Source organism: Streptomyces sp. AC558_RSS880 (assembly GCF_019049255.1).
GTDB lineage: Bacteria > Actinomycetota > Actinomycetes > Streptomycetales > Streptomycetaceae > Streptomyces.
Genome location: NZ_JAGMUJ010000150.1, coordinates 45,354 through 69,665 on the forward strand (window position 1 = coordinate 45,354; position 24,312 = coordinate 69,665).

A 24,312-nucleotide genomic window follows, 5' to 3' on the forward strand; every position below is an offset into this window, starting at 1 on the left:
GAGTGGAGGGGAGGGGATCGGTCACAGGCCGAAGGTGTGCGCGGCCACGAGGGCCAGGGTCACGGTGATGCCGCCGCCGATGCGGGTGGCGATCTGGGCGAAGGGCATCAGCCGCATACGGTCGGCCGCGGTCAGGATGGCGATGTCGCCCGCGCCGCCCATGCCGCTGTGCGTGGCCGTGACGAGGGCGGTCTCGGCGGGGTGGAGACCCACCTTGCGGGCGACGAGGAATCCGGTGCCGACCATGGCGCACACCGTGAGTACGCAGGTCACCAGTGGGGCCGGGGAGAATCCCTCGACCAGGGTCTCCCACGGTGTCTGGGTGGCACTGAAGGTGAACAGCATCGGAAAGGCCATGGCGGCCAGGCAGAAGTCGTAGACGAACCGCGAACCGTACTGGAGGCGCGGGGTGACGCCGTGGGCGACCTTGAGGATCACCGCGAGCACCAGCATCACGACCGGGGCCGGCCAGCCGAGCAGGCTGTGGGCGAGGACGCCGGCCAGGTAGAGGGTGACGGCGGTGATGCCCGCCGCCGCGACCTGCTGCGCGGTCACCGACGTGCGCTCACCCGGACCGGACTCGGCGGCCTCCAGCAGATCGGGGCCCTCGCCGGCGTCCAGGCGTCCATTGCCGGTCAGGTCCGGACGCCTGCGGCACACCTGGCTCAGGAGCCCGGCGAGCAGGACGGCGGTCAGGTTGCCGACGAAGATGGCGGGCAGCACACGGGCGAGGAGTTCGCCCTGCGCGGCACCGAGGACACCGGCGTAACCGATGGTCAGCGGGATGGCGCCCTCGCCGACGCCACCGGCCATGATCGGTACGACGACGAAGAACACCGTGTGCTTGAAACCGAGGCCGGTGGCGGTGCCGACCGCGGTACCCACCACGAGAGCGACCACGCTGCCCGCCAGCAGCGGAACGAAAATCCTCGCGAAGCCCCGGACCAGCACCGTGCGGTCCATGCTCATGATGCTGCCGACGATGACGAAGGCGATGAACAGGCTCAGGACCTTCGTATCGGTGAAGAACCCTCCGATCGACTCCACGGCGGCCTTCGGGATCCACCCCTGGTGGGCGAGCCAGGACGGCACCAACGTCACGAAGATCGCGGCTCCGCCGACCGAACGCAGGACGGGAACCCGCTTGCCGATCTCGGCCAAGGCGAAGGCGAAGACCACCATGATCCCGATGACCACGGCGAGTTCACCAGTGATGTGACCGGTGGCGGCCAAGGCGGCGATCAGCGCCGCGAGCACCACGAACACCGGCAGCGGCACGATGCCGATGTCCCGGTCCATGCACCGGTGCCACAGGGTGGGGGTGCGGTCGTCCGACGGAAAGCCGTCGGAGTCGCGCTCTCGCCGGCCAGGTACGCCTGGTGGCTTGTGCTCCGCTGGTGTCGCGGAGCGTGCGAGGTCGGACATGGTGCGTCCTTACAGCGGCTCGGGGAGGAGACGGCCGGCCCCGGACGGGTGACGCGGCTGTCCGGGCCGTCCGTGGCGAGTGATCGCCGAGATGAGCAGTGGACTTGCCGCGCCCCGGCAGGTCCCTGCTGCGGATACGTTAAGCACATCCGTTGGTTTTTTGAAAGAGCGTTGTACCAAAAGATGGCTGGGAGTACTGTCCGAACGCGGCACATTCGCCGCGTAACCCCCAGCTCACGCGAGGAGCCAGCGTGTCCGCACCACCGTCCGAAGCCCGCACTGTCGAGGTCCTCGGGACCCGGCACAGTCCGGGACCGGACCTCCCCGACCACGCCTGCGACACCCACGTGCACGTCTTCGGCCCCGCCGACCGGCACCCGTACGCGGCCGACCGCGGCTACCTCCCGCCCGACGCCCTCCCCACCGACCTGCGTGCCCTGCACCGCCACCTGGGGATCACCCGGACCGTGCTGGTCCAGCCCAGCCCGTACGGCACCGACAACACCCGGCTCCTGGACGGCCTGCGCACGCTGGGTGAGTCGGCGCGCGGCGTCGCGGTCATCGACCCCGGCGCCGACCACCGGGAACTGCGGGCCATGGACCGGGCCGGCGTGCGCGGAGTCCGTGTCAACCTCGGCGCGAACGCCTCCAACGACCTGGAGCGGGCGCGCGAGCGCATCCGCACCACGGCACGGACGATCGCGGCCTTCGGCTGGCACCTGGACCTGCACCTGGACGCCGCCGCCCTGGCCGCTGTCGACGACCTGCTTCCCCGGCTTCCCGTCCCGGTGGTCCTCGACCATTTCGCCGGCATCAAGCCCTCCACCGGCACCGACACCGACACCGACACCGACACCGACAGCCTGGCGCGTACGTGCCGGCTGCTGGAAACCGGTCGCGTCTGGGTGAAACTGTCCGCCCCGTACCGTGCCGCCGCCGGCGGGAGCTACGACGATCTCGGGCCGGCCCTCGAAGCCCTTCTCGGCACGCGCGCCGACCGGGCCCTGTGGGGCTCCGACTGGCCGCACACCGGCGGCTCCCCCACCACTCGGCACCCCGAGCGTGTCGAGCCCTTCCTGTCCGTGGACGACGGCCTCTCCCTGACCCGTCTGTGCGCGCACCTCGACGCGTCTCACCTGCGGCAGGTCCTCGTCGACAACCCGGCGGCGCTCTACGGCTGGTGAGTTCGCCGCCGCCGGCGGCAGCCATCGCCGCTCCGACGCAAGACGCTTTTCCTCGGCGCGGCTCTTGACGATCAGCCGGGACTCTAGTTGTGTACCGGCCAACCGGTAAACCGGTGCCCCGTCACCGGTCGTGCCCGGTGCGGACCCCCGAGCGCCCCTGGGATCCGCCCTCGTGCACGCACCGCCTCCGACCAGGTACCGAGCCTCCTCGCGTGAGAGGTGACAGTCCTCCCGGCGTGCATTCCGCCGTGACACCGAGGCACCGGTCACCGCGACCCCGCGAGCCGCGTCGCAGTCCGCGCCCGAGAAGACCCACGGGCGCGGCGGGGTCCGCTTCCGCCCGCTGATCGCACCACGGCCGCCTCCCCGGCGGCGGCCTCACCCTGCCCCAAGGAGCAACGATGCTCGCCGTCCTCGGCTTCGCCACTCTGGGCAGCTTCATGCTGCTCGTGATGCGGAAACACCTCTCCGCGTTCACCGCCATCATGCTCACCCCGATCGTCGCCGCCCTCATCGCGGGCAAGGGCACCCAACTCGGCGACATGATCATGAACGGCCTGGACACGGTCGCGCCCACCGCGGCGCTGCTGCTGTTCGCCGTCCTCTACTTCGGCCTGATGATGGAGGCGAAGCTCTTCGACCCGATTTCGGCCCTCATCATCCGCGCTTCCAAGGGCGACCCGGTCCGCATCGTGGTCGGCACCGCCGTGCTCTCCCTGCTGGTCGCCCTCGACGGAGACGGCACCACCAGCTACATGATCGTCTGCTCCGCCTTCCTGCCCATCTACCGGCGCCTGGGCATGAACCCCCTCATCCTGGCGACGCTGGCCACCATGGCCCTGGGCACCATCTCCGGCACCACCCCCTGGGGCGGCGCCGCCACCCGAGGCATCAGCGCCCTGCACCTGGACGCGGGCGAGTACTTCGTCCACATGATCGGCCCCATGACGCTCACCAGCCTGGCCATCGTCGCCGTCGCCTACTGGCTCGGCCTGCGCGAGCGTCACAAGATCGACGGCGAGAAGCTCGCCGCCTACAAGCTGGAGATCGCCTCCGGCGAGGCCATCCCCACAGTGAAGGCCGACTGGCGCATGTGGTTCAACGCGGCGCTCACCCTGCTGCTGATGGTGCTCCTCATACTCGAGGTCGCCGACCTCGTGGTGCTCTTCATGGTGGCGTTCGCCGTCGCCCTGCTCGTCAACGTCCGCTCCATCGCCGACCAGCAGGAGCTGATCAAGCGCCAGGCCGCCAACGCCGTCCCCGTGATGATCCTCGTCCTGGCCGCCGGCGTCTTCACCGGCATCATGACCGACTCCGGCATGATCAAGGCGATGGCCGACGCCGCCCTCTCGATCGTCCCGGACGGCTGGGGCACTATGGTGCCCCTCTTCACCGCCCTCCTCGCGCTTCCGCTCGGCTTCTTCATGTCGAACGACGCCTACTGGTTCGGCGTCGTCCCCGTGCTGGCCGAATCGGCGGGTCACTACGGCATCCACGCCAACGAGATCGCCCGGGCCGGCGCCATCGGCCAGATCCTCCACAGCATGGGCCCCACTTCCGCGCCCCTGTGGGTGCTGCTCGGGCTGGTCAAGGCGGACCTCGGCGACTTCCAGAAGACGGCGCTGCGCTGGGGCGTTCCCGTCTCGCTCGCCTACATCACCTTCGCCGTGATGACCGGCGCCATCACGGTCGTCTGACGCCGGGTGCCGGGGCGACGAACCGTCGGGCCCCCGCCCCGGCACGGCACGAACCCGGTGGACCGCACCGATACGGGGTGCGGCCCACCGGGCACGAGGAGAACTGCGAGGCACAGTGTGCGGCTCAGGTGACGCTGATGGCGCCGGTGACGACGGCGAAGAGGATGTACGCGACGGAGACGAGGACACCCCAGCGCAGGGCGTGCCTCTGGAAGTCGCCCAGCTCGGCCTTGACCAGTCCGAGGAGGACCCACAGGGGCGCGGAAGTGGGGCCCATCATGTGGAGGATCTGACCGATGGCGCCGGCCCGGGCGATCTCGTTGGCGGGGATGCCGTAGTGCGCGGCGGACTCCGCGAGCACGGGGACGACACCGAACCAGTAGCCGTCGTTCGACATGAAGAAGCCGAGCGGCAGGGCCAGGATCGCGGTGAACAGCGGGATGATGTCGCCCCAGCCCTCGGGGACGATGGAGAGGGCCGCGTCGGCCATCGCCTTGATCATTCCGGAGTCGGTCATGATGCCGGTGAAGACGCCGGCGGCCAGGACGAGGATCATCACCGGCACGGCGTTGGCGGCCTGGCGCTTGATGAGTTCCTGCTGGTCACCGATGGCACGGATGTTGACGAGCAGGGCGATGACGAACGCCACCATGAACAACACGAGGAGATCGGCGACCTCCATGATGAGCAGGACCATCAGGAGCAGGGTGAGGGCGGCGTTGAACCACATGCGCCAGTCCGCCTTGACCGGCTCGAACGCCTCGCCGGAGGCGATCTCCAGCTTGTAGGCGGCGAGCTTCTCACCGTCGATCTTGTGACGCTCGCGCAGGCCGAGCCAGTACGCGACCGCGACGATGGCCAGGCTGGTGAGGGCCATGGGGCCGATCATGTGGACGAAGTACTCGGTGGCGCTCAGGTGCAGGACACTGATGCCGCGGGTCGCCGCGCCGCCCCAGGGCGTAGTGCCGGAAATGGTGCCCAGCGCCATGGCCGCCAGCGTCGCCAGGATGAGGGGGTTCATCCCCAGGCGCCGGTAGATGGGCAGGAACGCCGAGCAGACGATCATGTAGCTGGTGGTGCCGTCTCCGTCGAGGGCGACCAGCAGGGAGAGCACGGCGGTGCCGACCACGATGCGGACCGGGTCGCCCTTGGAGGCGCGGACGATGGCCTGGACGATCGGCTCGAAGAGTTTGACCTCCATCATCAGGCCGAAGTAGAGGACGGCGAACAGCAGCAGCGCCGCGGTGGGCGCGACCGTGTCCAGGCCGTTCATGATCATGTCGCCGAGTTTCGTGCCCTTGCCCGCGATGAGGGCGGCGACGATCGGGGTGAGCATGATGGCGGTGAACGCGGAGAGGTGTTTCCGCATCACGAGCAGCATGAAGCTGCCCAGAGTGGCGAAGCCGAGGACGGCGAGCATCGTTGCTCCTTGGGGCAGGACTGAGGGCCGCCGGTCGGACGGCGGCGCAGGACGGCGCGTGGGGTCGGTTCAGGCGGCGACCGGCAGCGCACGCGGTGCCTTGCTCGGCTCGTGCGTCGGATCGGTCACGGGGGCTGCGGGCTCCTGTACGGCGGTTCGGCGAACGCATGGTCGCGGCGGGCGATGGCCCGATGAGGATGTGATCAGTGCGCCTGGCATGGCTGGGACTACCGGGACACCCGGTCGCTCACGGACGGCGGATTGGCTCGCCACTTCCGGACAACCGGTTTACCGGATTGCCGGTAGGTAACTAGAATCCGGCCATCGCGTCAATACCGAAGTGAGGAAATCGATGGCCGAACTCGCCAGGATCACGGTCGAGCCGCGTGAGCCGCTGGCCGCGGAGGTCTCCCGTCGCCTGATCGACTACCTGATGTCCGGCGAGGTCCAGCCCGGCGACCGTATCCCCTCCGAACGGCAGCTCACCGAGATGCTCGGTGTGAACCGGCCCACGGTGCGGGAGGCGATCAAGTCGCTCGGGTTCCTCGGCCTGCTGGAGATCCGCCAGTCCAGCGGGACGTACTTCCGCGGCACCGACTCCGACGTGCTCTACCGCCTGTTCGAGCTGGGGCTCGTCCTGGGAGAGCGAGGCGCCCGCGACATGGTGCAGGCCCGCGCCGAGCTGGAGGTGATCGTCGCCGGCCTGGCCGCGCAGGCGCGCGACGAGGCGGGCGTCGAACTGCTGCGGGCCCGGCTGACGGCGATGCGGGAGTGCCCGGACGAGGAGTTCCCCGAGGCGGACACCGCCTTCCACGCCGCCCTCGGCGAACTGGCCGGCAACACGGTGCTGCGCGACATGCTCAAGGGCATGCGGGCGATGATCCAGCGCGGCTGGGTCGAGCGCACGGGCGCCGTGCGGTCCCGCGAGGTGGCCTACGCCGACCACGTGCCGATCTATGAGGCGGTCGCGAAGGGCGACGCCGAGGCCGCCCGCACGGCGATGGCCCGGCACATGGAGGGCGCCTCCCGCCGCCTGATGAAGGCGCTCGAACAGCGCGAGGCGTAGCGGGAGACCGCGGGCAGCCGGGTCGGTACCGGCGCCCGCGGGCTCCCCGTCGACGCAACCGGTTGACCGGTTGACCGGTTCGGCCTACAGTGGCGGCACGGCACCGCGACACCACGCCGCCGTCCCCCATCTCGGGCCCGCGCCCCCGCCGTCGGGAAACATGTCCCACGTCGGCCGGAGGCAGGCCCGCGGTCGGGACCCTTGCCGGTCCCCGCCTACCGGAAGAGGTAAGAACCCCGGTGATCGAACCCCAACCTCTGGTCGCCATGATCCACGCCGTGCCGGCCGCGCACCGCATCGCCGAAGAGGCGTTCGCACGGGAGTTCCCGCAGGCCACGGTCTGGAACGTGCTGGACGACCGTCTCCTGGACGACGCCCGCGGCGCCGGCGGACTCACCGGCGCGCTGCGCCGGCGGATGCTGCGCCTGATCGGCCACGTGGTGGACGGCGGCGCCCAGGCCCTGCTGCTGACCTGCTCCTCCTACGGCGAAGTCGTGGACACCGCCCGCACCCTGTGGAACGTGCCCGTCCTGAAGTCCGACGAGGCGATGTTCAAGGCCGCACTGGCCGGCCCGTACGGCCGTATCGCCGTCGTCGCCTCGACGCCGCCTGCCGTACCGGCGGCCGTCGCCCAGCTCGAAGCGCTCGTCCCGGCCGTACGCCCGGACCGGCCGGTCGGCATCGTGACCGCCCTGAGCGAGGAGGCCGCCAGGGCCCGCCCCGAGGAGGCCGCCCGGCACCTGGCGGACGCCCTGCGCGCAGCCGGGGGTGCCGACGCCGACGCGGTGCTGCTGGCGCAGTACTCGCTCACCCCGGCCCGCGACGCCCTGGCCGACCTGCTGGGCGTGCCGGTGCTGGACGGCGCGGGCGCCGCCGCGCGCGAACTGCGCGGCCTGCTCGCCCCGGCGGAAGCACCGGTGGTCGCGTCATGAGCACGGGGCTGCCGTGGCCGCTGGCCTACACCGTCTCCGGTGAAGACTGTCTCGCCCCCATGCCGCTCGGCCACTCGGCGCCGCTCGCCGAGGCCGCCCGCCAACTGGCCGAACTGGGCTACGACGGTGTGGAGGTACAGGTCCGCGAGGTCGGTGCCCGGGACGCCGAGGCCCTGGCCGGGACCGTCGAGGCCGCCGGTCTGAAGGTCCTGGGCGTCGGTACCGGGCCGGTCGCGGCCCAGGACCGGCTGACGCTGACCGACGCCTCCCCCGACGTCCGCCGCCACGCCTTGTCCCGTCTGCTGGGTGCGGCCCGTCTCGCGGGTGCTCTCGGGGTGCCGGTCACCCTCGGCCAGACCCGGGGCACCTTCCTGCCCGGGCTGGCGGACATGCAGCGGCTGTGGGCCGAACGGGCCGTGGAGCGACTGGCCGAGGAGGCCGCCGCGCGCGGCAGCCGCCTGCTGCTGGAACCCCAGTCACGCGCCACCACCTCGTTGTGGCACACCCCCGGCGAAGCCCTCGCCGTCATCGACTCCCTCGACGCTCCGGCCGGACTGGTGCTGGACACCCACCACCTCGACGCCGAAGGCGTCGACGCGGTCCAGGCCGTCACCGGGCACGCCGCCGTCACCGGCTGTCTGCAGCTCGCCGCCCCCGCCGGCCGCGGCCCCCTGACCATCGGTGACCCCCGGCTCCCCGCCCTGCTCACCGCGCTGCGCGCGGGCGGCTTCACCGGCTGGCTGACCCTGGAGCACACCCAGGACGGCGACAGCACCAAGGCCGCCGCCCGCTCCTGGACCGCGCTCACCGACGCCGCGACAGCACTTTCCTGACCCGCCCCACCCCCTGTTCTGAGAGGAACCCGCACCATGAGCAGCAAGACCTACCGCCTCGGCGTCCTCGAGGGCGACGGCATCGGCCCCGAGATCGTCCCCTCCTCCGTCGAGATCGCCACCGCCGCCGCGCAGGCCGCCGGCGTCCAGGTCGACTGGGTGACCCTGCCGCTGGGCGCCTCCGCCATCGAGACGCACGGCACCCCGGTCCCCGAGGAGACCAAGGACGCCCTCGCCGGGCTGGACGGCTGGTACCTCGGCCCGCACGACTCCGTGAGCTACCCCGAGCCGCACAAGTCCGCGCTCAACCCCTCGGGCACCCTGCGCAAGCACTTCCAGCTCTTCGCCAACATCCGCCCCGCCAAGTCCTTCCCCGGCGCGAAGGCCGTCTGCGGCAACGCCGACCTCGTCATCGTCCGCGAGAACACCGAGGGCTTCTACGCCGACCGCAACACCTTCGCCGGCACGGGCGAGTTCATGCCCACCCCGGACACGGCGATCATGCTGGGCATCATCACCCGTGAGGCCACCGAGCGCGTCGCCCGCGTCGCCTTCGACCTGGCCCGCTCGCGCCGCAAGAAGCTCACCATCGTCCACAAGGCCAACGTCCTCAAGCTCACCACCGGTCTGTTCCGCACGGTCTGCCAGGAAGTCGCGAAGGACTACCCGGACGTCGCCGTGGACGACTTCCACATCGACGCCATGACCGTCCACCTGGTGCGCCGCGCCCAGGACTTCGACGTCATCGTCACCGAGAACATGTTCGGCGACATCCTCTCCGACCTGGCCGGCGAGATCTCCGGCTCGCTGGGCACCGCCCCGTCCATCAACTCCTCCGCCACCACCGCCATGGCACAGGCGTCGCACGGTTCCGCCCCCGACATCGCCGGACAGAACATCGCCAACCCGGTCGCGATGATCCTCTCCGGCGCCATGCTCTTCGAGTGGCTCGGCGCGAAGCACGGGGACGACAAGCTCGCCACCGTCGCGAAGATCATCGAGAAGGGCGTGGCCGACGCGATCGCCGCCGGCACCTCCACCCGCGACCTCGGCGGCTCCGCCTCCACCACGGAGTTCACCGCCGCCGTCATCAAGGCCATCGGCGCCGCCCGGTAGCAGCACCCCGGTCGTCCGGGGCGGGTTCCCACGCCGCCCGCCCCGGGCCCCATGAGCCGCACACGCACAGCCCGAGGAGAGAGCCCGACCATGACCCTGCGCATCGGCTGCATAGCCGACGACTTCACCGGCGGCACGGACGTCGCCGCCGCCTTCCGGCGGGCCGGCCTGCGCACCGCCCTGGTCTTCGGCGCCCCGGACGACACCACGACCCTGCCCGCGGACTGCGACGCCGCCGTGGTCGCCCTCAAGTCACGGTCCACGCCCGTCGACGAGGCCGTCGCCGACTCCCTCACCGCCCAGCGCTGGCTGTGGGCCGAGGGCGCGGCGCAGGTCTACTTCAAGTACTGCTCCACCTTCGACTCCACGCCCCAGGGCAACATCGGCCCCGTCACCGACGCCCTCCTGGACTCCGCCGGCGGCGCCGTCACCCTGCACTGCCCCGCCTCCCCGCCCAACGGCCGCACCGTCTACCAGGGCCACCTGTTCGTCCACGACCAGCTGCTGTCCGACTCGCCGCTGCGCCACCACCCCCTCAACCCCATGACGGACTCCGCCCTGGTGCGTCTGCTGTCCGCGCAGACCCGCCACCCGGTGGGCCTGGTCGACTGGGCCACCGTGCGGCGCGGGGTCGAGGCCGTCCGCGACGCCGTGACCGCCCACCAGCAGGCCGGCGTCCGGCACGTCGTCGCCGACGCCCTCACCGACGACGACCTCGCCGTGCTCGGCGCCGCCACCCTCGAACTGCCGGTCGCCGCCGGGGCCGCGGGCCTCGCCGAAGGACTCGGGCACGCCTACCCCGCCACCGGTCCGTCCGTCGCCGAACCGACGCCGTCCCAGGGACGGGCCGCCGTCCTGGCCGGCAGCTGCTCCGCCCGTACCCTGGAGCAGATCGCCCAGTTCTACGCCGCCGGCCTGCCCTCCCTCCACCTCGACGTCCTCGCCGCCGCCACCGGCCGCGACGTCACCGGCGAGGCACTGGCCTGGTACGACCAGCAGGACCCCGAACTGCCCGTCCTGATCTACGCCTCCGCCTCACCCGAGGAACTGTCGGCCGTACAGGCCCAGTTGGGCGTCACGGAAGCAGCCGCGCAGGTCGAGGAACTCCTCGGCACCCTCGCCTCCCACCTCGTCGAGCGCGGCGTACGCCGACTCCTCGTCGCCGGCGGGGAGACGTCCGGCGCCGTCACCACGGCCCTCGGCGTCCGTGCGGTCCTGGTCGGCGAGGAGGCCGACCCCGGTGTGCCCTGGACTTATGCCACCACCCAGCACGGCGACCTCGCCCTCATGCTCAAGTCCGGCAACTTCGGCGCACCCGACCTGTTCACCCGCGCCCTCGCGGCCCCGGTCGAGGAGACCAAGTGACCACCTACACCGACGAGTCGGCGGCTCGCACGCTCATCGTCCGCACCGCCCGCTCCCTTTTCACGCGCGGTCTGACCCACGGCTCCACCGGCAACCTGTCCGTCCGCCTGGCCGACGGCAGCCTGCTGCTCACGCCCACCGGCTCCAGCCTCGGCACGGTCGAGGAGACCGACCTGTCGCGCACCGACCTGCACGGCAAGCACCTCGACGGACCCCGGCCCACCAAGGAGGCGTTCCTGCACGCCGCCTTCTACCGCGCCCGGCCCGGCGCCCACGCGGTCGTCCACCTGCACTCCACCCACGCCGCCGCCGTCTCCTGCCTCGCCGACGTGGACCCCGCCGACGCGCTACCCCCGCTCACCGCGTACTACGCCATGCGCGTGGGCACCCTCCCCCTCCTCCCCTACCACGCCCCCGGCGACAGCGCCCTGGAACCGCTCGCCGAGCGGACGGCGCGCACCCACCACGCCGTCCTCCTCGCCAACCACGGGCCGGTCATCGCCGGCGCGTCCATGGAGCAGGCCGCCGACGCCATCGAGGAACTGGAGGAGACCGCCAAGCTGCACCTCCTCCTGCGCGGACGCACCACCCGTCCCCTCACCCCCGAGCAGGCTGCCGCACTCGCACCCCCATCCCCCTGACGGCCGGATGAGCCGCGAGCGCGGCAGCCACCCAGCGAAGAAGGAGCACATGATGGTCACCCCCGTCCCCACCGCCGACCTCGTCGACCGGTACGGCACCGAACTACGCGTCTGCGACCTGCAGTTCCGCCAGTTCGGCGCCCACCGCGGCTTCGCAGGACCCGTCCGCACCGTCTCCTGTCACGAGGACAACGGGCTCCTGCGCGACCTGCTGCGCACTCCCGGCGAAGGCGCCGTCCTCGTCGTCGACGGCGGCGGCTCCCTGCGCACCGCCCTGGTCGGCGACCTCATCGCCGGCGCTGCCCAGGACAACGGCTGGGCCGGCCTCGTCCTGCACGGCGCCGTCCGCGACAGCGCCACACTCGCCGGACTCCGGCTCGGCATCAAGGCGCTGGGCACCATCCCGCGCAAGAGCGCCAAGGACTCCGCCGGAGCCGTCGACGTCCCCCTCACCTTCGGCGGCGTCACCTTCCGCCCCGGCGACATCCTGCACGCCGACGACGACGGCATCGCCCTCCTCCCCGAAGGCACGGTGAGCTGACCCGTGGTTCTCAAGACCTTCGGGTGGTCGTTCGCGGTCACCGCGCTCGGCCTGGTGGCCGCGATCTTCTACGGGGGGTGGGCCGCCTTCGGTGTCGTGGCGATCCTGTCCGTCCTGGAGATCTCGCTGTCCTTCGACAACGCGGTGGTCAACGCCGGGATCCTGAAGAAGATGAATGCCTTCTGGCAGAAGATCTTCCTCACCATCGGCATCCTGATCGCCGTCTTCGGCATGCGCCTGGTCTTCCCGGTCGTCATCGTCGCCGTCAGCGCGTCCCTCGGCCCGATCGAGGCCGTCGACCTCGCCCTCACCGACAAGGACCGCTACCAGGAGCTGGTGACCGACGCGCATCCGTCGATCGCCGCCTTCGGTGGCATGTTCCTCCTGATGATCTTCCTCGACTTCATCTTCGAGGACCGGGAGATCAAGTGGCTGGGCTGGCTGGAGCGCCCGCTGGCCAAGCTGGGCAAGGTCGACATGCTGTCGGTCTGCATCGCCCTGATCGTGCTGCTGGTCTCCGCGATCACCTTCGGTGCCCACGCCCACCAGCACGGCGGCACCCACGCCGACAAGGCGGAGACGGTCCTGCTCTCCGGCATCGCCGGTCTGATCACCTATCTGGTCGTCGGCGGCCTCTCCGGCTTCTTCGAGGACAAGCTCGAGGAAGAGGAGGAACGCGAGCACGAGGCCGAGGAGCAGGCCGAGCGAGCGGGCAAGCCCAAGTCGGCCGTCAAGCTGGCCGGCAAGGCCGCGTTCTTCATGTTCCTCTACCTGGAGGTCCTGGACGCGTCGTTCTCCTTCGACGGCGTCATCGGCGCCTTCGCCATCACCAACGACATCGTCCTGATGGCCCTCGGCCTCGGCATCGGCGCCATGTACGTCCGGTCGCTGACCGTGTACCTGGTCCGTGAGGGCACCCTGGACGACTACGTCTACCTGGAGCACGGCGCCCACTACGCGATCGGCGCCCTGGCGATCGTCCTCCTGGTCACCATCCAGTACGAGATCAACGAGTTCGTCACCGGCATGATCGGTGTCGTCCTCATCGGCGCCTCCTTCTGGTCCTCCGTGCGCCGCAACAAGCGGCTCGCCGCGGCCGGGGGAGAAGGCGGCAAGGAGAAGGCGGAGGTCTCCTCCGGGGTGTGAAACCCTTCCGTTCCCGGGCCGGGTTCACCCCAGGCGCGTCAGGGCGGGTGGTGCGGGCACCGGGGGTGCACCGTAGGCGTACACCGGCTGCCTGCCAGGGATCGGGCCGAGGTAGGTATGGCCGGTCATGGGGCACCAGGCGGGCAGATCGAGCGGTACGACGAGGCCGGTGGCGATGACGTGGACGACGGTGCCGGGTGGCGTCGTCGATCTGCTTGCGCAGGCGCAGCAGGATGGTGACGCGGAGCAGGCGGTGCCCTCGACAGACAGGTCTGCCTCGGCCAGCGGCGACGCCGGTGTCACCGTCCGTCCGGGACCGGAGCGTTCGCGAGGGCTGTGGCGGCCCGTCTACGCCGCGGGAGGTGGCCAGCCGACGCTGCCTTACTGATCGTTTCAGAATGAGTTGAGGCCCAGGTCTTGCGTTCGGTGATCATGGGCGGCAGGGTCACCCGCGTGCGTGCTGATCTTGTTCCTGACACCCTGTGGGAGCGGGTGGCCCCGCTGTTGCCGCCCGCTCCCGAACGGCGCCGACGGTGTCCCGGGCGATTGCGTATTCCCGACCGCGTGGCTCTCGCCGGCGTCATGTACGTGCTGCGGACCGGTGTCGCGTGGCGCGATGTCCCTCGCGGAGACGGTGGGTTGTTCCGGAGTGACGGCCTGGCGCCGACTGCGGGACTGGACCGAGGCTGGCGTCTGGCCACGTCTGCACGCCGCCCTGCTGACAGAACTGCCCCGCGCGGGCTCGTTGAACCTTGACGACTGCTCCGTGGACGGATCGCACGTCCGTGCTCTCAAAGGGGGACCATGTTGGACCGTCGCCGGTCGACCGGGGTCGGCCGGGCTCCAGGCACCATCTCCTCGTTGATCGCCGCGGCACTCCGCTCACCGTCTCGCTGACCGGCGCTAATCGGCACGATGTCACCCAGTTGCTCCCTCTACTCGACGCTGTCCCCCGCATTCGAGGAATGCGAGGCCGGCCACGGGGCAAGCCGAAGCGGTTGTTTGCCGACCGCGGCTACGACTTCGACAAGTACCGTCGCCTGCTGTGAAAGCGCGGCATCAAGGCTCTGGGTGGCACAGTAGGCGCCAGCGAGAGGGCCGGGTCCCTGACAGTCGACCTCGACCCAGACGACGGGGCTGTGCACACGGACGTAAAAGGCCGAGTCGTCGGCAATACCGCCGGCCCAGGTGACGCAGGTGTCGTCGAGGTGCCGGCAGACCTCCGCCATCCTTGCCCTGGCGACATCGGCTTTGGCGCGGCCGACGAACACCTCGACGATGGCGAGAAGACTCTTCTTCTGGACGGTGGTGGCCTGTTTCCGCGCAGGCCCTCGTACGTCTGCACCGCATTGTCGAAGAACGCCCCCGCCTTCATCGACTCGTTCGACTTGGTCGAGGAGCCGCTGAGCAGGGGTGAGGGAGTTGATGAAGGCCGGGCTCGCGACGACCTCCTCGTGGCAGACGGTGACCGTCTCGCCCATCGACCTTCATGGAGGTCGCTTCCGAGCCCCAGAAGCAGGGGCTCATGACGACCTGGTCACCCACGACGTAGTAGATGACCAGATGGTGCCCGTCGAACTGGAACCCCCAGGATTCCGTGGCGGACAGGGTGCCCATCACGGCCCGGTATTGATCTGTCCCGCATCGGACTGGCGCCAGCCCGCGCGGAGTGCTTCCCGGAGCCCCAGGACTACGAAGGGACGCCACCGCCAGCGCCTACAAGTCCGGCGCTAGCAGGACGGGACTTCGGGCAACAGGGCGGGCACAGCGTGAGTCACCTACGGTTCGATTGACACGTTCGCGTCTCACGTGGGATATCGTTGACTCATGGGCAGTGAGTCGGAACACGTACCGCGGAATCACCGACCTCCTCACTCCCACTACCGCACCTGCGGAACGTGTCGCCCGGGGCCCTGCCGCCCACCTGGCAGAACTCGCATCAACGGTGAGTGCAAGGCGAACCCGGAGCCGTCAACGCCCGCGGATAACAGCCGCGCCCAGCGCCCTGCTTACAGTCGCTTGCCGAGGGGAAGATCATGAGCCACCGCCCCAAAGACATCGAGTCGTCCTGCGCCGGCACGTACGGCCTGCACAGCATGCGGACGAGGCTTCTTGCCCGCACCGGTGACCCTGTCGGCAAACTCATCGCGCCGGACTTCCGGGGGGACGCCTACGCGTTGTACGAGCAGATGCGCGCTCAGGGGCCGGCCCATCGCAGCCGTACAGGACTGCTCGCCGTCGTCTCGTACGACAGCTGTCACCAGGTTCTCCAAGATCCACGTTTCTCGACATGCGAGTCACTCACCCGCTCCGTACATACGTGCGCGCTCACGCGTCCGGCGCCGACTCGCGCTGAGGGGTGCTGCTCAGGGCCGACACGATTCGAAAAGGCGTACTCAATCGCCGCATCGCTGCTGCACCCGGCTCTGCATCGGTCCGCCACCCGAATCGACACCGTCGCTCACGACCTGCTTCGCCAGCGGGCTGATGCCGGCTCCATAGATCTTGTGGACGACTTCGCCTTCCCACTGGTTGTCGCGTGTCTCAGTGAAGTGCTGGGCATTCCGTCAGCCGACTCGGCATACTTTGCTGATATTTGCGACGTCATCGGCCGACCCGTCGACGAGACGCTTTCGGAAGCCCAGGCGGAAGCAGTCCACGATGCGCACGAGGATCTGGCAGCCCTCGCCATCCGATTGGAACGTGAGCGGCGAGGAAGTCCTGGAGGCGACCTCATCAGTCGGCTCACCGCTTCCCGTGGCGGAGATGAGACAGGTAATGACCTCTCCGCACTGATCGATCACATACAACGGCGTGGCCGTCAGGACACACCAGCGACGAGTCTGGGAGGCTCAGGCATGGCCTCTGACAAGTTGAGCCTGGAAGAGATCGCCGCAGTCTGTAGGACCCTGATCGCCTCCGGCCTGGAGACCGCGGTCTGTCTGATCGGCAACGCGGTGGCCGCACTCGCGGCCCGTCCTGACCAATGGCAGACGCTCAGAACAGCACCGACCCTCGCGGCCAAGGCGGTCGAAGAGACCCTGCGCTTCAATCCTCCGCACCAGTTCGTCCTGCGTATCGCCTCCGAGCAGGTTGAGGTGGCAGGTCACCCCCTGCCCCCGCGCAGCGGCGTTCTGATTGCGCTCGCTGCGGCCCACCGCGATGGCCACCAATTCCCCGACCCTGACCGCTTCGACCTCGCACGGAGTACCCAGCCCAGTCACCTCATTGCCGACGGTGCCATGAGGCTTGAGAACTCCTTGGCGCAACTGGCAGGAGAGATCGCCCTCAGGACCCTAGCCGGCCGCTTGCCGCAACTGCGACCGGTGGGGCGGGCGGTCCGCCGGCCTGGCGGAGCAATCAGCGGCTTCACCCATCTGCCGTTCCATGCGTCTGCAACTCCATAAAAGTCCCCTTTCGGATTCGGTATAGAGAATCGGACGTTCCTCGCCGCCTTCACCGCAGAAGAAGTACACGCCCCGGGCCCCGTCGCCGAGCGAAGATCATTTGACGTCAACTCTTAGCGCCGCCGCGCTACCGACGCGCCTAGGGACAGAGCGTGGAATTCGTCGAACCGTCGCAGGTCCGCTACTGCGAGGCGGACCGGTAGGGCGTGGTCTTCAACGCCCGGTACCTCGTCTGGTTCGACGAGATCCTGTCCGCTTTCCTGCAGCACCGAGGCCCAAGTAGTACCGAGATGGCAGACCACGGCATCGACTTCCAACTCGTCCGCTCCGAGATCGACTGACGGTCCGGGTCCGGGTGCGGTGCGGTGCGGTGCGGTGACGACATCACGATCGCCGTGGAGCCGCCCGCCTGGGGAGCACGAGTTTTTCGAGGTGTGCTTCAGCCGGCTACGCGCGACCGAAGTGACCTGCGGGGCAGGCATCGTCTACGTGTCGGCGCGCAGGGACGGCGTGGGCGAGGTGCCCCGTGCCGCCACTGCTCCGCACAGCTCTGACCTGGGCGGGAGTAATACGTGTCCGACGGATCATGCTGCGATCGGAACGGTGAAGCAGGTCATCACTACGATCGTGAGATGTTTGAGTATCACGGGTGGATCACGGTCAGAGAGACCGCAACCGATGACGACGAGCCCCGGTTGCGGCAGATCGTCGATGAACTGCACCTTCACCTTGCCCAGATGGAAAGCCCGTACTTGCTTGATCTCAGGTGGATGAACGGCGAGCCGTTCATCCACCTCGGCGGCTCTTCCAATCACCGCTCGTCGCCTGACGTGGTCGAACTGTTCGAGCATGTGGCAGTGGTTGCCCCTGGTTCCTACGGGCTCCTCCACGTTATCGATGACGAGGAACCGGAACACGAGAACGAGGTACGCGTGCTGAGGCTCGTCCGAGGCAGGGTCACGCACCACACGGAGGCATTGCTGTCTCCGTACGTCCCTACGGTGGAAGATCCCTTCACTGGGTGAGGCGCCGACAGCGGTTCACGCTCGGAGCCAGAGCCTGATCGTGGCCAGGTGACGGTGCCATGGAAGACGTAGGCTCGCTTGTCGAAGCAAGTTGTGACGACGCGAAAGCTCTTGAGGCGGTTGATCGTCCGTTCCCCCTCGTTACGGCGCTTGCACCGTTCCTTGTCGAAGCCGAGGGGGCGACCGCCCTTGCTGCCACGGCGCCGACGATTGGCTCTTTGGTCCCTCGGTCCGGGAATGGTGTGCTTGATGCCGCGCCTGCTAGGTACCAGCGGGTGCTGCGGGATGAATACGCCTTATCCGCGCCGAGCCAGTCCGGGGTGGTGCGCGGCCGTCCCTCCACGGTCCGGGGCACGCCGATGCGTTCGAGGACCGGAATCATCTGCGGAGCATCGCCCCACTGACCGGGAGTGACCAGAAGAGCGAGCAGCCGGCAGCCGCCGTCGCACGCGAGATGCAGCTTGCTCGTCAGCCTGCCCCGGGACCTTCCGAGTCCTTCGTCGGGGCGGTGCCGCCGGGGCGCCGATCTATTTTCGGTGTCCGCGGACCCTTCCTGCGGGCGTCGGCGGCGGGCTGGTGGGCACGGCAGGACGTCGAGTCGACACCCACCATGCTCCAGTCGATCAGGCCCTCGGCATCAGCGGCACTCTGGACGGCCTGGAGGATCCGATCCCAGCCGCCGTCGGCGGACCAGCGTCGGTGCCGTTCGTAAACCGTCTTCCACCTGCCGAACCTCTCCGGAAGGTCACGCCAGGGGATCCCCGTCCGCTCCCGAAACAGGATCCCGTTGATCACCCCCCGGTGACCGGCCCACCACCCACCACGCCGTCCGCCCACCGGCAGATGAGGCTCCAGACGGAGCCACTCCTCATTTGTCAGATCACCACGGCCCACGACCAACTACACGGCCACGGACACTGGAACGCTCATGATCCGCCGGACACGCCTTAGCGCCGCCCCACGGTCACAGGAAGCGTCGCGGGGCCGCGCAGGTTGATCCGGCCGTTCCACGTGACGTCCCCGGCCAGGGAAAGACGCGGGAAACGGTCCAGCAGCCGCTCGAACACAACTCGTCCTTCCAAGCGCGCCAGTGCCGCGCCCAGGCAGTGATGAGGGCCGGCCCCGAACGAGACCTGATGGTGTGCGTTCTGACGGTCGATGCGCAACTGCGCGGCGTCGTGGCCGAAGTGCCGCTCGTCCCGGTTGGCCGAGCCGAGCAGTGCCATGACGAAGGAGCCCGCCGGAATCTCGACGCCGCTCAGCACGGTCGGTTCCAACGTGACACGACCGCTCGCCTGAACAGGGCTGTCGTAGCGAAGGAATTCCTCGACGGCTCCGGGCACGCGAGTCCTGTCGGCGAGGAGTGTCTTCATCTGACTGGGGTTGCGCAGCAGCGCGACGGTGCCGCTGGCGAGCAGATTCACTGTGGTCTCGTGGCCGGCGATGTACAGCAACAGCACCTGGGCGACCAGTTCCTCCTCGTTCAGAACGTCACCGCCTTCTTCGGCGTTGATGAGCGCGGTGAGCAGATCGTCCTTGGGATGGTTGCGCTTCCACGCGATCATTTCGGCCGTGATGCCGACGAGCTCCTCGTGCGCTGCCTCGACCTTGCTCATGATGTCCGGATCGACCACCGGTTCCAGCGATCGAACGGCGATCCCGCTCAGCTCGCGGATCCGGGCATGATCGGTGGGCGGCGTACCGAGCATCTCGGCGATCACCGCGAACGGCAAGGGAAAGGCCAGCGCGGAGACCAGGTCCACGCTTCCCGCGACCTCCATCCGATCGAGCAATTCGTCGGTCAGTTTCCGGATCCGGGGCTCGAGCGCGCTGATGGCCCTGGGCGTGAAGGCCTTCTGCACGAGGCGACGAAGGCGTGTGTGGTCGGGTGGATCGCGGTCGAGCATCGACATACTGTCGATCGGCTGGAGGGCAGCGTGTGCTGTCGAATCCTGCTCAGGGGTTCCCGGGCCGGTCACGTTTCGCAGCTCGACGGAGGCGCCTGAACGCAGCAGCGTCGAGACGTCTTCGTAGGTGGACACCACCCAGAAGCCGAGCGGGTGCTCATGTACGGGGGCGCTCTGCCGTATGCGCGCGTACTGCGGATAAGGGTCGTCGGTGAACCCCTTCGCGAACGGGTCGAACAGTGAGGGCTTGTTGCGCTCCGAGTCCTCCGGAGCGGCTGAGTCGCGGGTCATCCTGCGGGCCTCTCGTGCGCTGGGGTTCTCCCGCCCGCAGATCCGACGGCGCCGCGTGGCTGGTGTCCTTCCGGGGCGCGCCGCGGGTTCGGTCGCGAAGGCGAGATACACAGAGTCGGTCACATACATCGTGTATGTCTGTAGTCTCAGAGTATGCCAGACGTCAAGAGCCGCAGGGATCTGTACTCGGAAGCCACTCGCGCAGCGTTGCTCAGCGAGGCGACCACGCTGTTCGCTTCCCGGGGATACGCCGGAACGTCCTTGACGGACGTCGCGACGGCGACGCAGGTGACCCGCGGAGCCGTCTACCATCACTTCGCGAGCAAGCAGGCGCTTCTGGAAGCCGTCCTGGACCAGCAGGAGTCGTGGGCGATGGAGGAGGTCGTGAGGGCGGCGACCTCGGACAGCCCCGTCGAGGCGGCACTGCAGGGGGTCGATGCGTTCCTCGACCGCTGCTGCGATCCGGTGTACGCGCGGTTGTGCTGGATCGAGGCTCCGGGCGCTCTCGGCCTGCAGAGGTGGCGGGAGTACGAGGAGAAGTACTCCTACGGCCTGATCGAGAATCTCGTCACCGACCTGCGTGGTGCGGGCCACCTGACCGAGTCGGGCCAGGAGACGGCGGTGCAGTTCGTCTTCTGGATGATGGGGGGCGCGGCGGCGGCGCTCGCCGACACCGCGGAGGGCGAGAAGGTGCGCGTCAGGGACGAGTGGCGCGCGCTCCTGGTCCGATCGCTGCTTGGCGGCAGTTCCGCCTGACGGCGGCAAGGTCCCACCAGGGGTACGGGCGACGGCTTCTCAGACGGTGAGTGCGCAGTCGACCGCTTCCCAGTCGTCGTTCTCCCTGACGTTCAGGTGGAGGAAGTCCGCCCCGCCCGCCTCGGCGATACCGGCGGCGGTCTCCTTGCCCGTAGCGTCGAGGATCTCCGTGAGCAGATACGCGGCACCTTCGGCCGCCATCCGGCGCGCTTGCGCCGCGCCCTGACCGCGCGCGGCTATGGAGACGAAGACTGCCTTCCCCTGCATGAACATGGCGTGATCAGTCTTCTTCTGTTGTGAACTCCTGAGGGAGGATCGCCCTGTGGTCCGCTCTGGCCGACGTTCACACCCTTTGCCACATGTGGCGCGGGGCGTTGTCGGAGGGCGCCCGTGCATGGGGCGTCCCTGCCAGTTGCCCGCGGCACGTGGGCCGTCCCCCGGGGTGCGCCTACAGGTGAGGTGCTCGGAGCGGTAGCCGAAGGAAGTCGCGGACGGTACCCCTGGGGCGACGCACCGCAGGCCCTGCCGGAGACAGTTCCGGCAGTCGGTGCGCCAGTGTCCACAGGGCGGTCTGTCCCACGAGGCGGGCAAGCGAGAGTGCCAGACCTGTGGCGCCGTCCGGAACGAGGAGGTGGCCCTCACCATCGCGGGTGATGTCGAAGCGCGTCGGGTGCGCAAACCGGTCGACGTCGCGGTGTGCCGCGGCGAGCATCACCAGAACGCCGGTTCCGCGCGGCAGTGTGTGGCCTGCCAGTTCTACCTCTTCGGAGGTGACACGCAGGGCGAACTGGTGTGGGGGATCAAAGCGCAAGGTCTCCTCGACCGCCTTGCTCGCGAGTCGGGGAGAAGCCGTGAGCATCTTCCATTGGTCCGGATGCGCCGTCAGTGCGGCGATGGCGTTGCCGATCAGGCCGACCGCGATGCTCAGGCCGACGGTGATCAAAGCCTCGCAGAGTTCGGCGAGCTCCTCCAGATCCAGCCGATCGGAGACGATGTATGGCTTTGCGGCCCCGTCGGCGTTCAGGAGACCGCGCCGACGCACCTGATCGACCGGGCCGGCCAGGTCCATGGCGGCCGGGCCCCGGGCTCGGGACGAGGCGAGTCGGCTGATCAGGTCGTCGGCGGTACTGTGGCGCCTCTCCCGTTCGAGCCGGATGACAAGAGCCGCCAGGTCCTCGCGCGCATCACGCACCGCCTCGGCATCGGCCGTCGCCGGAGCCCCACGGGCGGGCCCGCTGAGCGCGTCACAGATCTTCATGAAGCGCTCCGAGTCACCCGGCGGGACGTCCAGTACCTCACGCAGACACGTCACGACCAGAGGGAAGGCGAACCCTTCGACGGCGTCGAAGGATTCCCCACACGCAAGTCGGCGGACCAGGGCGCGTGCCGCGGCATCGACGTGGACCGCGGCGTGCCGCAGAGCCGACTCCACGGACGGAACGGCAACGGCGTACGCGCGGGGAGTGAGCGTATGCACCCCGGAAGGACGGACGAGTGACTCGCAGGTCGAGTAACGCGGATCCCGGAGAATCCGGTAGCCGCGTTCGTATGAGAGGACGGCGAACATTCCTGTGCGGCTGCGGTAGACGGGGCCCTGTGAACGCATGCGTGCGTACAGCGCGTGGGCGTCGCCTCGAAAGCCCGGTTCGAGGAGTTTCGCCACCGGGTCGCCGGAGCGAGCCAGCAGCCACAGCCGCATGCCGCGCACAGCGGGCCCGTTGCCCCAAGCGGAATGCTGTGCCACCTGGTCGGGGCGGTTACCCATCGTGTGCCTTTCGTCGTCTCGGGGCCTAGCTGTCGATCCGCAGGCGTCGCCGATGGAGCCACTTGGGCAACCCCGGGGCCTCCAGAAAGCCCTCGGCGCGGGCCGACGCCAACCCGATGCGCAACAGGTCCGCGCTCTTCTCGAAGAGCAGAAAGCGCGGCTCCCATGTGGGGCGGTACTTCGCGTTGGCGCGGTACAAGGACTCGATCTGCCACCAGCGGGAGAAGAAGCTGAGCAGTGAGCGCCACAGCCGCAGGACCGGACCGGCGCCCAGTCGGGACCCGCGTTCGAACACGGAACGGAACATCGCGAAGTTCAAGGACACTCGGGCGACGCCGATCTCGTTCGCGCGGCGCAGCAACTCGATGACCATGAACTCCATCAGCCCGTTGTCGGAGTCACGGTCCCGGCGCATCAGGTCGAGGGACAATCCCTTCGAGCCCCATGGCACGAAGGACAGCAGCGCCCGCAGCTCGCCGTCGCCGTCATGGCACTCGGCCATCACGCACAGCCCGTCCTCCGGGTCCCCGAGTCGGCCCAGCGCCATGCTGAATCCGCGTTCGGTGTGGCCGTCGCGCCAGTCGTCGGCGTGCTCGACGAGGAGCGCCATCTCGTCTGCGGGGATGTCCTGGTGGCGCCGGATGCGCACGGTGTATCCGGCCCGCTGCACTCGGTTGTGGGCCTGCCGCACGGTGCGCATGGCGCGCCCCTCCAGGGTGAAGTCGGCGATGTCGACGATCGCTTCGTCGCCGAGTTCCAGCGCGTCCAGTCCGTGCCGCGCGTAGATGGTGCCCGCTTCCTCGCTCGCCCCCATGACCGCGGGCGACCAGCCGTGGGCGCGCGCTTCGGCGAGCCAGGGAGTGATGGCTCCCGGCCATGCCTCCGGGTCCCCGATCGGGTCGCCGGACGCCAACGACACTCCGCCCACCACGCGGTAGACGACGGCTGCCTTGCCAGTCGGCGACCACATCGCGCTCTTCTCCCGGCGCAACGAGAAGTATCCGAGGGAGTCGCGTTCTCCGTACGACTCCAGCGACGCCCTCAGCCGTGTCTCGTCGTCCTCGCTGAGCGGGTCTACGGCACGGCGGGCCCGGAACGCTGCGTAGGCGACGGCGACGAGGAGCACCGTGCCGAGCACGTTGATGGCGACATCGACCCCGTGCGCGACGGTGATGCCCGGGAAGCGTGACTCGTCCACGTTGACGGTGAACAGTTGCAGGGTGCCGTAGCCCCAGCGCTCGGCGAACGAGGTGCCGGTGCCGTGCGGAGCGTGGTCGGCGACGGTCACCAGAAGCCACGCGAGCAGCGAGGACAGCAGCAGTCCACCGACGGCCACCGCCGCGGCGAGCTTCGGGTTGGAGCGGTCACCCTTCGCGTAGAACTCGCGCCGCCCCAGCAGCAGCGCGACCACGAACGTCACGGTGATGAACAGGGAGATCCAGTCCAGCGGGTGCTGTCGGAACTCCTGGAAGAACATGGCGAAGCAGACGATCGCCAGGAACAGTCCGCCGAGGGCCATGTTCAGTATCCACGCCGCGCGCTTGCGACGCCGCATGGTCACCGCGAGGAAGGCGGCGAAGACCCCGGAGGTGAAGCCGGCGGTCAGCAGGTGCGGCGTGAACAGGTCCTGCTGATTGTGCCGGCGTACGTCCTGGCCGAGGGAGACCCATATCGCGCTGAGGAAGTTGATGAACGCGACGATGCGCAAGTACCACACCGCGTAGGCGGCCGCCCGCTGCGAGAGCAGGGACCTGCGATCCACAGAGATCTGGTTGGCGGCGGGACGGTTACTCAT

Annotated in this window: 21 protein-coding genes and 3 pseudogenes; 16 read left to right on the forward strand and 8 right to left on the reverse strand. The window is 69.2% G+C overall.

The annotated features are described in order from the left end of the window. Positions 1–21 precede the first annotated feature (21 nt). A complete protein-coding gene (locus tag KUM38_RS33325) occupies positions 22–1,425 on the reverse strand; it encodes a 2-hydroxycarboxylate transporter family protein (protein WP_254398149.1) in 1,404 nt (467 codons plus the stop codon). 251 nt (positions 1,426–1,676) lie between these two features. Between KUM38_RS33325 and KUM38_RS33330 the strand changes: the two genes are divergently transcribed. Together KUM38_RS33330 and KUM38_RS33335 are read left to right on the forward strand one after the other, a co-directional pair. Continuing rightward, positions 1,677–2,609, forward strand: a complete 933-nt coding sequence (locus KUM38_RS33330; protein ID WP_217135071.1) for an amidohydrolase — start codon at positions 1,677–1,679, stop codon at positions 2,607–2,609. 401 nt (positions 2,610–3,010) lie between these two features. Next, positions 3,011–4,306, forward strand: a complete 1,296-nt coding sequence (locus KUM38_RS33335; protein ID WP_217135072.1) for a CitMHS family transporter — start codon at positions 3,011–3,013, stop codon at positions 4,304–4,306. 124 nt (positions 4,307–4,430) lie between these two features. Here the strand turns inward: KUM38_RS33335 and KUM38_RS33340 are convergent, their stop codons facing one another. Then, entirely contained in the window at positions 4,431–5,726 is a 1,296-nt protein-coding gene (locus tag KUM38_RS33340; protein ID WP_217135073.1) for a CitMHS family transporter, read from the reverse strand. 352 nt (positions 5,727–6,078) lie between these two features. On the opposite strand from KUM38_RS33340, the gene KUM38_RS33345 reads away from it, so the two are divergent. The 10 genes and pseudogenes from KUM38_RS33345 to KUM38_RS33390 all read left to right on the forward strand — a co-directional run. After that, positions 6,079–6,792, forward strand: a complete 714-nt coding sequence (locus KUM38_RS33345) for a FadR/GntR family transcriptional regulator (protein WP_106415466.1) — start codon at positions 6,079–6,081, stop codon at positions 6,790–6,792. A 239-nt stretch (positions 6,793–7,031) separates the two neighbouring features. Continuing rightward, a complete protein-coding gene (locus KUM38_RS33350; protein ID WP_217135074.1) occupies positions 7,032–7,724 on the forward strand; it encodes an aspartate/glutamate racemase family protein in 693 nt (230 codons plus the stop codon). Beyond that, positions 7,721–8,557, forward strand: a complete 837-nt coding sequence (locus KUM38_RS33355) for a sugar phosphate isomerase/epimerase (protein WP_217135075.1) — start codon at positions 7,721–7,723, stop codon at positions 8,555–8,557. The genes KUM38_RS33350 and KUM38_RS33355 overlap by 4 nt, the downstream gene beginning before the upstream one ends. Positions 8,558–8,593: 36 nt before the next feature. Continuing rightward, positions 8,594–9,673 (forward strand): isocitrate/isopropylmalate dehydrogenase family protein, encoded by a 1,080-nt coding sequence (locus KUM38_RS33360; RefSeq protein ID WP_254398150.1) that lies wholly within the window; start codon positions 8,594–8,596, stop codon positions 9,671–9,673. A gap of 90 nt (positions 9,674–9,763) precedes the next feature. Next, positions 9,764–11,038, forward strand: coding sequence for a 3-oxo-tetronate kinase (otnK, locus tag KUM38_RS33365; RefSeq protein ID WP_217135076.1), 1,275 nt, complete (start codon positions 9,764–9,766; stop codon positions 11,036–11,038). Then, positions 11,035–11,679 (forward strand): 3-oxo-tetronate 4-phosphate decarboxylase, encoded by a 645-nt coding sequence (otnC, locus tag KUM38_RS33370; RefSeq protein WP_217135077.1) that lies wholly within the window; start codon positions 11,035–11,037, stop codon positions 11,677–11,679. Before otnK ends, otnC begins: the two co-directional genes overlap by 4 nt. Positions 11,680–11,728: 49 nt before the next feature. Then, positions 11,729–12,220 (forward strand): ribonuclease E activity regulator RraA, encoded by a 492-nt coding sequence (gene rraA / locus KUM38_RS33375; RefSeq protein ID WP_106415460.1) that lies wholly within the window; start codon positions 11,729–11,731, stop codon positions 12,218–12,220. A 3-nt stretch (positions 12,221–12,223) separates the two neighbouring features. After that, on the forward strand, positions 12,224–13,366 hold the full coding sequence (locus KUM38_RS33380; RefSeq protein ID WP_217135078.1) for a DUF475 domain-containing protein: 1,143 nt from the start codon (positions 12,224–12,226) through the stop codon (positions 13,364–13,366). Positions 13,367–13,535: 169 nt separating this feature from the next. Then, positions 13,536–13,754: a hypothetical protein gene (locus KUM38_RS33385; protein WP_217135079.1), complete on the forward strand. Its 219-nt coding sequence runs from the start codon at positions 13,536–13,538 to the stop codon at positions 13,752–13,754. A 65-nt stretch (positions 13,755–13,819) separates the two neighbouring features. Continuing rightward, positions 13,820–14,412: pseudogene (locus KUM38_RS33390) on the forward strand (IS5 family transposase); the annotation flags it as partial. On the opposite strand, the pseudogene KUM38_RS42490 reads toward KUM38_RS33390, so the two are convergent. Then, positions 14,302–14,983, reverse strand: a pseudogene (locus KUM38_RS42490) (DUF3500 domain-containing protein). The pseudogenes KUM38_RS33390 and KUM38_RS42490 overlap by 111 nt on opposite strands. 419 nt (positions 14,984–15,402) lie before the next feature. On the opposite strand from KUM38_RS42490, the gene KUM38_RS33405 reads away from it, so the two are divergent. The 3 genes from KUM38_RS33405 to KUM38_RS33415 all read left to right on the forward strand — a co-directional run bounded on the left by KUM38_RS33405 (position 15,403) and on the right by KUM38_RS33415 (position 17,798). After that, positions 15,403–16,773 carry a cytochrome P450 gene (locus tag KUM38_RS33405; RefSeq protein WP_217135082.1) on the forward strand — a complete coding sequence of 457 codons (1,371 nt, stop codon included), beginning with the start codon at positions 15,403–15,405 and terminating at the stop codon, positions 16,771–16,773. A gap of 206 nt (positions 16,774–16,979) precedes the next feature. After that, positions 16,980–17,114 carry a hypothetical protein gene (locus KUM38_RS43115; protein ID WP_217135084.1) on the forward strand — a complete coding sequence of 45 codons (135 nt, stop codon included), beginning with the start codon at positions 16,980–16,982 and terminating at the stop codon, positions 17,112–17,114. Positions 17,115–17,405: 291 nt separating this feature from the next. Next, entirely contained in the window at positions 17,406–17,798 is a 393-nt protein-coding gene (locus KUM38_RS33415; protein WP_217135085.1) for an Imm7 family immunity protein, read from the forward strand. 15 nt (positions 17,799–17,813) lie between these two features. Here the strand turns inward: KUM38_RS33415 and KUM38_RS33420 are convergent. Further along, positions 17,814–18,692: pseudogene (locus KUM38_RS33420) on the reverse strand (IS5 family transposase). 53 nt (positions 18,693–18,745) lie between these two features. Next, positions 18,746–20,125, reverse strand: a complete 1,380-nt coding sequence (locus KUM38_RS33425) for a cytochrome P450 (RefSeq protein ID WP_254398152.1) — start codon at positions 20,123–20,125, stop codon at positions 18,746–18,748. 24 nt (positions 20,126–20,149) lie between these two features. Between KUM38_RS33425 and KUM38_RS33430 the strand changes: the two genes are divergently transcribed. After that, on the forward strand, positions 20,150–20,752 hold the full coding sequence (locus tag KUM38_RS33430; protein ID WP_106415454.1) for a TetR/AcrR family transcriptional regulator: 603 nt from the start codon (positions 20,150–20,152) through the stop codon (positions 20,750–20,752). 39 nt (positions 20,753–20,791) lie between these two features. Here KUM38_RS33430 and KUM38_RS33435 read toward each other — a convergent pair whose 3' ends face one another. The 3 genes from KUM38_RS33435 to KUM38_RS33445 form a co-directional block, all read right to left on the reverse strand. Further along, positions 20,792–21,019, reverse strand: a complete 228-nt coding sequence (locus KUM38_RS33435) for an SDR family oxidoreductase (protein WP_217135087.1) — start codon at positions 21,017–21,019, stop codon at positions 20,792–20,794. A 181-nt stretch (positions 21,020–21,200) separates the two neighbouring features. Continuing rightward, on the reverse strand, positions 21,201–22,451 hold the full coding sequence (locus KUM38_RS33440) for a cytochrome P450 (RefSeq protein ID WP_217135089.1): 1,251 nt from the start codon (positions 22,449–22,451) through the stop codon (positions 21,201–21,203). Positions 22,452–22,542: 91 nt separating this feature from the next. Further along, complete coding sequence (locus KUM38_RS33445; RefSeq protein ID WP_217135091.1) at positions 22,543–24,312, reverse strand: phosphatidylglycerol lysyltransferase domain-containing protein; 1,770 nt, start codon at positions 24,310–24,312, stop codon at positions 22,543–22,545.